At 69.2% G+C, this 8,817-nt stretch carries 7 protein-coding genes; 2 read left to right on the top strand and 5 right to left on the bottom strand.

From position 1 onward, the window contains the following. Positions 1-702 (top strand): HNH endonuclease signature motif containing protein (locus DW306_RS00330; RefSeq protein WP_136053669.1); only part of this gene is annotated, 702 nt, incomplete at its 5' end. 53 nt (positions 703-755) lie between these two features. On the opposite strand, the gene DW306_RS00335 is transcribed toward DW306_RS00330, so the two are convergent. The 5 genes from DW306_RS00335 to DW306_RS00355 form a co-directional block, all read right to left on the bottom strand. Further along, complete coding sequence (locus DW306_RS00335; RefSeq protein ID WP_136053670.1) at positions 756-1,373, bottom strand: ECF transporter S component; 618 nt, start codon at positions 1,371-1,373, stop codon at positions 756-758. After that, complete coding sequence (locus DW306_RS00340; RefSeq protein WP_136053671.1) at positions 1,370-2,245, bottom strand: siderophore-interacting protein; 876 nt, start codon at positions 2,243-2,245, stop codon at positions 1,370-1,372. Before DW306_RS00340 ends, DW306_RS00335 begins: the two co-directional genes overlap by 4 nt. Positions 2,246-2,255: 10 nt before the next feature. Beyond that, positions 2,256-3,041 (bottom strand): energy-coupling factor transporter transmembrane component T, encoded by a 786-nt coding sequence (locus tag DW306_RS00345; protein WP_136053675.1) that lies wholly within the window; start codon positions 3,039-3,041, stop codon positions 2,256-2,258. Positions 3,042-3,085: 44 nt separating this feature from the next. Further along, entirely contained in the window at positions 3,086-4,741 is a 1,656-nt protein-coding gene (locus DW306_RS00350) for an ABC transporter ATP-binding protein (RefSeq protein ID WP_136053672.1), read from the bottom strand. A 95-nt stretch (positions 4,742-4,836) separates the two neighbouring features. Then, complete coding sequence (locus DW306_RS00355) at positions 4,837-5,379, bottom strand: ECF transporter S component (protein ID WP_136053673.1); 543 nt, start codon at positions 5,377-5,379, stop codon at positions 4,837-4,839. A gap of 212 nt (positions 5,380-5,591) precedes the next feature. Here DW306_RS00355 and DW306_RS00360 point away from each other — a divergent pair, with 212 nt between their 5' ends. Continuing rightward, positions 5,592-8,786: a S8 family serine peptidase gene (locus DW306_RS00360; RefSeq protein WP_136053674.1), complete on the top strand. Its 3,195-nt coding sequence runs from the start codon at positions 5,592-5,594 to the stop codon at positions 8,784-8,786. Positions 8,787-8,817: the final 31 nt, after the last annotated feature.

Here is an 8,817-nt window from a genome sequence, read left to right on the forward strand (position 1 = left end):
CTGAACGCGGTGTTGGATGCCGAGTCAGCCGCCCCGGTCGTGACCGCCCTGCGCGGGTATGTGTCTGCGGCGTTCGCCGCCCGGAAGGATGCCCCGAACCCGGACGCGGCGGACGCCGACCGGCGCACCGTGCCGATGCTGCACGCGGATGCCCTCGCGATGTTCTGCGCACATGTCCTCGGGTGCGAGTCCCGGGTCCCCCTTGCCGGGGCGACCGTCATCGTCCGGTTGACGTTGGATGATCTGCGGGCCGGGTCGGGGTCGGCGACGATCGATGGGATGGATCACCCGGTGAACATCGGCGCCGCGAGACGCATGGCCGCCGGTGCGGGCGTGATCCCCTGGGTGTGCGGGGGGAAGAGCGAGATTCTGGATTGGGGGAGGGAGAAGCGGTTGTTCACCCGGGCGCAACGGTTGGCTTTGGCTGAACGTGATGGTGGGTGTGCGATGTGCGGACTCCCACCGGGGATGACGAAAGCACACCACATCCGGTGGTGGATCCGTGATCACGGACCGACCGACCTGTCTAACGGGGTGCTGTTGTGTGAGACGTGTCACCACCGGATCCATGACAACGGGTGGGACATCCGCATCGACGGCACCGGCGTCACCGCACGGGTCTGGTTCCTCCCACCCGCGTACGTCGACCCCGCCCGCACACCCCGCACCGGCGGACGACACCGATTCGACATCGCCGCATGACCACGCCCTGCGTACAGAGCCTCATCCGCTCGCATCAGCGGTGCAGCGCCTCGTCAGACCTCCGTCTTCGCCACGGGTGCGCGCGCGGCACGTCCCTGCGGAAGGCGCCCACCGACCCCGGCGCGACGCAGACGATCGGCGATCAGGATGCCGAGGGCGGTCCCACCCACGGAGCTGGCCAGGGTGATCGCGAAGAACGCGATCCGCACACCGACGGGCATGGACTCGAGATTGAACGAGGCCCACGCCAGCAGCGGATACACCACACCGACGACGACAGCGCCGACGTAGTGCAGCCACGTCCCCCAGTACCGCCAGAGCACGAACAGGAACGGCAGCTCCGCGAACGCCGCCCACCACAGGTTCGTCGCCACGCTGCGGAATCCGTAACCCGAGAACGGCACGATGATCAGGCCCGCGAGCAGGCCGACCAGCAACCCGACCATCGGACGGCGCAGCAGCCGCAACGCGATCACCGACGGCAGCAGCCACAGTCCCGCCAGCGCGACGCTCACGAACGGCAACCCGGGGAACAGGATCGTCGAGACCCAGTTCGCCGGCGCGAGCAGCAACCCACCCGCGACACCCAGCGCTGCGCAGGTCAGCAGGATCGCCGTCGGGAAGCGGAAACGTCCGCGATTCCGAGGGGCGCCGGCATCCGTCGCGCTCATACCAGCGGCTCCGCAGCAGCCTCGCGCGCGGCCTTCGACGCCGGGGAAGCCGCCCCGATCTTCCAATACCCGCAGAAGCTCACCGCGTTCTTGTCGACCCCGCGCTCACCCACCAGGTGCTTCCGCACTCCTGACGCGAGAGACTGCTCACCCGCCGCATACGCGTGGAACGTCCCATCGGGCAACGATGTCCGGGCCAGCGTCTCCAGCGCGAGCGAACCAGGATCGACATCATGCGGCCGCACGATCCAGACCAGCTCGATACCCGCGGGGCGAGGGAACGACAGCGCATCCTCGGTCGCCGGCACCTCGACGATCGCCGTGCCCACCGCATCCGCCGGCAGCGACGCGCAGATCGACGCGATCGCCGGCAGCGCCGTCTCATCGCCGACCAGCAGCACCCGGTCCGTACCGCGCTGCGGATTGAACGTGAGCCCCTCATCGATGATCAGCACATGCTCGCCCGGCCGGCACGTCTCCGCCCAGCGGGATGCCGGACCGGCCGTGCCGTCGGCCGCAGAGCCGTGCAGCACGAAGTCCACATCGATCTCGGCACCGGCATCCGCCGTCGCCGCCCGATACGCCCGAACGCTGTAGTTGCGCATGACCGGACGCTCGCCATCAGGGATGCGCAGGAACTTCAGATACCCGAACATCTTGTTCGCCTTCGCGGGAACGCGATCCAGACCGGCGTCGCCGCCGATGGGCAGGAACAACCGGAACCACTGGTCGAAGCCCATCGGCCGGAACTTCTCGATCTCACCGCCGCCGAGCGTCACCCTGATCCAGTGCGCCGACAGCTGTTCGCTGCGCAGCACCGTGAGGTGGATGAGCTCGGACGACTCGGGCTTGACCATCTTGCTGTATGCCATGCGGCGCCTTTCAGGGAAGCTGCCAGGGGAAGAACGCGACGAAGATCGCAGCGGATGCCGCAAGACTCGCCACCGTGAACACGATGTCGCGGGCGCGGAACGGCACCAGATGCCGCTCCGTCCGCGTCGAATGAGCGCCGAAGGCACGCGAATCCATCGCGAGCGCCACCCGCTCGGCATGGCGGATCGCACCGGCCAGCAACGGCACGATGTACCCCCACCCGCGAGCGATGCGCGCGAACGGACCCCGACCGCCATGATGCCCGCGCACGCGATGCGCCGCCCGGATCACCGCGAGCTCATGCCCGAACCGCGGCACGAACCGGAACGCCGCCAGCGCCGTGTACCCGATCCGATACGGCACCCGCAGCTGCTGCACGCTCGCTCGCACGAGATCCGGCCCCGTCGTCGTGAGACCACCGATCAGCGCCAGCGCGATGATCGAACCGAGCCGCAGCGCCGTCGCGAAGCCGATCTCGAGCGCACCCGAATGCAGCGTCCACCCGCCGATCCGCAGGAAAGGGGCGCTGTCCGCGACGAGCGCGGCATCCACCCACAACGAGAACCCGACGCCGATCGCGAGCATCCCCACCGGCAGGGCCAGCAGCAGGAGCGCCAGCAGACGCCCCGTCACCCGCGCGCCGATCAGGATCACCGCATACGCCAGCACGAGGAAGGCCGCCGGCGTCGCCAGGTCCCGCACGAAGATGAGCAGCACCATCGCCGGCGCGAATCCCGCGACCTTCGCCAACGGATTCAGTGCATACAGGAACTGCCGCCGCGAGGTGACCGTCATCGTCGCGTACGGGTCGAAAGCCGCAGCCGTGGGAGAGGTCGCGGTCACGACGCCACCTCCAGACCGGCGGATGCCAGCACCCGCTGTAACGCGGGAAGACGCAGGCCCGCCCCCGCGAACACCTGCTCGTCCTGGAACAGCGCCGACGTCGGGCCGGCGGCATGAACCCGTCCGTCCTTCAGCACCACCGTGTGCGTCGCGTGCTCGGCGACGAGCTGCAGGTCGTGCGTGACGATGACGATCGTCGTGCCCTCGGCACGCAGACTCCGCAACAGCTCGAGAAGCTCCGATGCTCGCGCGCGATCCTGACCGAACGTCGGCTCATCCAGCGCGAGCACGCGGGGCCGCGTGATCAGCGCGGTGCCGACAGACAGCCGCCTCTTCTCCCCGCCGGACAGCAGGAACGGATGCACCTCCGCCTTGTGCTCGAGCCCGAACCGGACGAGCATCTCCTCCACGCGCGCCGCGATCTCGGCATCCGGAGCATGCCGCAGCCGGAGCCCATGCGCGAGCTCGTCGAAGACCGTGTGCGCGATGAACTGATGCTCCGGATTCTGGAACACGAACCCGATGCGCGACGCGAGATCCCGCGGCGACGCAGAACCGGGATCCATGCCGTCGACGCTCACCGTTCCGCGAGGCGGCGGCACGACCCCCGCGAGCGCCTGGATCAGCGTCGTCTTGCCGGCGCCGTTCGCACCGACGATCGCGGTCAGGCCGCCTTCCGCGAGATCCAGATCGATTCCGTGCAGGATCTCGGTCCGTCGCCGCCGCACCGTCAGCCCGCGGGCGCGGATGATCCCGTCACCCTCGGTCGTCGAGCGAGCGCGCCGAGACGAGACGGCGACCGCCGGCAGGGCGCGTGCGAGCTCCTCCGGCGACAGGGGCAGCGGATCGAACGAGTACCCCTGGTCGCGCAGTCGCAGCGCGGCGAGCGTCGCCGCGGGCAGCCAGACGCCCATCGCGACGAGCTCGTCGGCGTGCTGACGGATGACCTCCGCGGCCGGTCCGTCGAATACGGCCCGCCCCTCGCGGTCGAGCACGATCGTGCGCGTCACGAACCCCATCGCCGCATCGAGGTTGTGCTCCACGAGCAGGATCGCCCGATCCCCCGCCGCGACCACGTCCGTCAGCGCCGCGTACACGTCGTCGATGCCCTGAGGATCCAGGTTCGCGGTCGGCTCGTCGAGCACGATCAGCGGAGACCCCATCGCCAGCGCGCAGGCGATCGCGAGACGCTGCCGCCCGCCACCCGACAGGTGATCGGGGTTGTCGTCGCGACGCTCCCAGAGCCCCACCCGGCGCAGCGCATCCTCGACACGCGCGCGCACCTCGTCGAGCGGCAGCAGCAGATTCTCCGGCCCGAACGCCACCTCGTCGTACACCGTGCCCGTGACGATCTGCGCATCCGGATCCTGGAACACCATCGCGACCTGCGTGCTCAGCGTCGCGGTCTGCGTCGTCGCCGTGTCGAGCCCGCCCGCCTCGACCGTGCCGGTCATCGTCGCCGGGAGCGCATGCGGGATCAGCCCGTTCAGCGCGAGCGTCAGCGTCGACTTGCCCGAGCCCGAAGGTCCGAGCAGCAGCACGACCTCTCCGGCAGCGATGTCGAAGGAGATGTCCCGCGGCGACGGGTGCGCGGCATCCGCGTGGGTGAGAGAGAGCTCACGCACGCGGAGCAGGGGCGCGGATGGGCGCACGGCGGAGTCCCGGGTCGGCGGATCGAACGCTTCTAACTTAGCTGAGCCTTACCTGATACGCCATCGACGCAGAATCGCCCGGAAGCGAGAGAACCTCAGCGCTGCGCCACGCCTGCCCGCCGCAGAGCCGCACCGATCGCCAACCCGACCGCGGTCCAGGCAATCGGTCCGAGCACCGAGATCACCAGGTACAGGATCTGCGCCCACAGCGGCAGCGTCGCCATGTGCGCCGCGAAGAACACCACCACGGCCACGAGCACGCCGATCACCGCACCCGACACGAAGAACCGCCACGCGCCCCACGCCCGGTACCGGGTCAGCGCCGCGACACCCTCCTGGATCGCGCCGAACAGCAGCGCCGTGCCGAGGAACCTCAGCGCCCACGCCGGGTTGAACGCGCTCGCGACCAGCGCGGCGATGACGTGCGTGATCAGTGCGACGAGGGGCCTGCGCAGCACCTCCTGCGCGATGATTCCCGGCAGCACGTGCGATCCCAGCAGCAGCCCGTACGCCCACGGGACGACGACGAGCACGACCGGCGTCAGCAGTCCCGCGACCCCGCCGACGATGCCCGTGGCGACGCCGATCGCCGCGCAGACCAGCAGCAATCTGGTCGAAAGGACGGGGGTTCGGGCCACCCTCCCAGCCTAGTTGCGCGCTAGCCGACGATCGCCGCCGAGCGACCGGGGAAAAGCGTCTCGGAACAGGTTCCGTATCGACCAAAGTCCCCCCTGTGGCCCTTCGTCTATGTTTCCGCCGAGCCCCTGGCGCGCTCCGCGACCCCGGACTACTTTGAGCGGCATTGCGGCAACGACGCCGCACGAAGATCATCGAGCATCGGGAGAAGCGCATGGGTCGAACACCCCTCCGCATAGCAGCAGCCACCACCCTGGCCACGCTGTTCATCGCATCGACGGCAACCGCAGGCTACGCGGCGGAGGAGGTGACGCACCCCGTTCCCATCGCCGGCACCCCCGGCCACTACATCGTCGTGATGAAGGCCGATCCCCTCGCCAGCTACGAAGGCGACGTCAAGGGCCTCAAAGCCACGAAGCCCGCTGAGGGCGAGCAGCTCGAGACCCAGTCGCAGGATTCCCAGCGCTACGTCGAGCACCTTCAGACCGAGCAGACCGACCTCGCCACGCAGGTCGGCATCACCCCCGACACCACCTATCAGGTGGTGCTGAACGGATTCAGCGCCGACCTCACCGGCGAGCAGGTAGACAAGCTCCGCGCCTCGAAAGACGTCTTCGGCGTCTATCCCGATGAGATCCGCCACCCGGATGCGCAGACCTCGACCGACTTCCTCGGGCTCGGCGACGATCGCAAGGGCCGTGGCGGCGTCTGGCAGCAGACCGGCGGCGTCGACAAGGCCGGCGAGGGCGTCGTGGTCGGTGTCATCGACACGGGCATCGCGCCCGAGCATCCGTCGTTCGAGGGCAAGAAGCTCAAGAAGCAGAACAAGCAGCAGAGCCGCCACAAGGGCAACCAGCCCTACACCGACGGCACGTACGTCTACTTCGACAAGTCCGACGGCGGGCAGTTCCAGTCCGCCATGGTCGAAGGCCAGGACTGGGACAAGCGCGACTACTCGTCGAAGCTCATCGGCGGCCAGTACTTCTACAAGGGTGCCGAGGCGACCGGCTTCGACTTCCAGTACGACTACCTCTCGCCGCGAGACGGCGATGGCCACGGCTCGCACACCGCGAGCACCGCGGCCGGCAACTTCAAGGTGAAGGCAGCCGTCGAAGGCGTCGATCTCGGCACGATCTCCGGCGTCGCGCCGGCATCGAAGGTCGCAGCCTACAAGGCCTGCTACGTCGGCCCCGACCCCGCCGTCACCACTGATGACATCTGCGCGCTGAGCGACCTCGTCGCCGCGATCGACCAGGCCGTCGCCGACGGCGTCGACGTGATCAACTACTCGATCGGCGGCGGAGCGGCGTCGACCGTCATGGCCCCCGAGGACCTCGCGTTCTTCAACGCCGCGGCTGCGGGCGTCTACGTCGCGGTCAGTGCGGGCAACGACGGTCCCGACCCGGTCACGGCCGACCACGGCTCGCCCTGGTACACCACGGTCGCCGCATCGACCATCCCGACCTGGGAGGGCACCGTCCAGTTCGAGGGATTCGAGCAGGCGGGCGCCTCGGTCAGCGTGCCGTTCGGCGAGACCATCACGGGCCCGTCGATCTATGCGGGGGATGCCGCGGCATCCGGCGCCACGGCGGCGAACGCCGCGCTGTGCCTGCCCGGCACCCTCGACCCGGCCAAGATCACCGGTCACATCGTCGTCTGCGATCGCGGGAACAACGCGCGTGCGGAGAAGTCGCAGGTCGTGAAGGATGCCGGTGGCATCGGCATGGTCCTCGTGAACGTCCCCGGCGGGTCCGACTCGCTCGACAACGACTTCCACGCCGTGCCGACCGTGCACCTGAGCTCGGTGCACCGTGCCGCGGTTCTCGCGTACGTGCAGGGCGGCACCGACCGTCCGATCACTCTCGTCGGTGAGAACACCACCGCTGTCACGACCCCGACGCCGCAGATCGCGGGCTTCTCGAGCCGTGGCCCGGTGCTCGCCGACGGCAGCGACGTGCTGAAGCCGGATGTCGCGGCACCCGGCGTCGCGATCCTCGCGGCGACGAACAACGCCCCGGGGGAGAAGCCGACCTTCGGCATCCTCTCCGGCACGTCGATGGCATCGCCGCACGTCGCGGGTCTCGCCGCCCTCTACCTCGGTGAGCGCCCCAAGGCGACGCCCGCCGAGATCAAGTCCGCGATGATGACCACCGCGTACGACACGGTGCTCCCCGACGGATCGCCGAACACGAACCCGTTCGAGCAGGGCGCGGGGCAGGTCGATCCCAAGCGCTATCTCAATCCGGGTCTGCTGTACCTCAACGGCGTGAAGGACTGGGCGGCGTTCCTCGACGGCAAGGGTCTCTCGGACTTCCCGGGGATCGAGCCGATCGACGGCAGTGATCTCAACCAGCCGTCGATCTCGATCGGCACCCTGGCGAGTTCGCAGACCGTGACGCGATCCGTCACCTCGACCGAGAAGGGCGTCTTCACGGCGAAGGCCTCGGTACCGGGCGTGAACGTGAAGGTCAGCCCGCAGCAGCTGACGTTCGACAAGGCGGGTCAGACGAAGACCTTCACCGTGACGTTCGACAACGCCAGCGCGCCCGTCGAGCAGTGGGCGACCGGATCGCTGGTCTGGACGAGCAAGAAGAACTCCGTGCGCTCGCCGATCGCCCTCTTCCCGGTGACGGCGGATGCTCCGGCAGAGGTCTCCGGCGCCGGCGTCGACGGCAGCACCACCGTGGAGGTCATCCCCGGCGTCACGGGCGATCTTCCGCTCACCCTGTCGGGTCTCACCCCGTTCGAACTGCTCGCCGACCCGGACAACCCGGTCGAGGGTCATTCGGGCGACGAGAATTCGGGAGACGCCAACAAGGATGTCGCGTGGATCGTCGATGTTCCCGAGGGCACCACGCTCTCGCGCTTCGACCTCGACTCGTCGGACGATGAGGGCAGCGACCTCGACCTCACCGTGTACCGCGTGGTGAGCGCCGACGACCTGCAGTACTACCAGCGCTGGCAGTCGGCGACCGGTTCGGCGGACGAGAGGGTCACGATCCCCGCGCCCACCCCCGGCACCTACCTCGTGGTGGCGAACATCTACTCGACGACCGGACCGATGACGTGGGACATGTCCTACGCCAACGTGCTGCCCGGCGGCGAGGGGGCGTTCACGGCGACGCCGAACCCGCTCCCGGTGGTGCGCGGCGTGAAGACGAGCTACCAGCTCGGCTGGACCGGTCTCACCGCCGGCACCCGCTACCTCGGCATGGTGCAGTACGGCGACTCCGCGGTGCGCACGATCGTGACGGTCGATGCCCCGGCCGCGGCGGACGTGCCGGACGCGGACGCGCCCGAGACGGAGGCCCCGGAGACGGAGGCCCCGCCGACCGAAGCCCCGCCGACCGAAGCCCCGCCGACGGAGGCCCCGCCGACCGAGGCCCCGCCGACGGAGCAGCCGGAGTAGTCGCACCCTTCCGTCTCGCTTCGCTCGCTCA

Source organism: Microbacterium sp. K24, assembly GCF_004794465.1.
Taxonomy (GTDB): domain Bacteria; phylum Actinomycetota; class Actinomycetes; order Actinomycetales; family Microbacteriaceae; genus Microbacterium.

Bases quoted from the DNA above. Each gene is read 5' to 3' on its own strand.
- DW306_RS00345 (WP_136053675.1), bottom strand. From the start codon at position 3,041: ATGACGGTCACCTCGCGGCGGCAGTTCCTGTATGCACTGAATCCGTTG.
- DW306_RS00335 (WP_136053670.1), bottom strand. From the start codon at position 1,373: ATGAGCGCGACGGATGCCGGCGCCCCTCGGAATCGCGGACGTTTCCGC.
- DW306_RS00340 (WP_136053671.1), bottom strand. From the start codon at position 2,245: ATGGCATACAGCAAGATGGTCAAGCCCGAGTCGTCCGAGCTCATCCAC.
- DW306_RS00360 (WP_136053674.1), top strand. From the start codon at position 5,592: ATGGGTCGAACACCCCTCCGCATAGCAGCAGCCACCACCCTGGCCACG.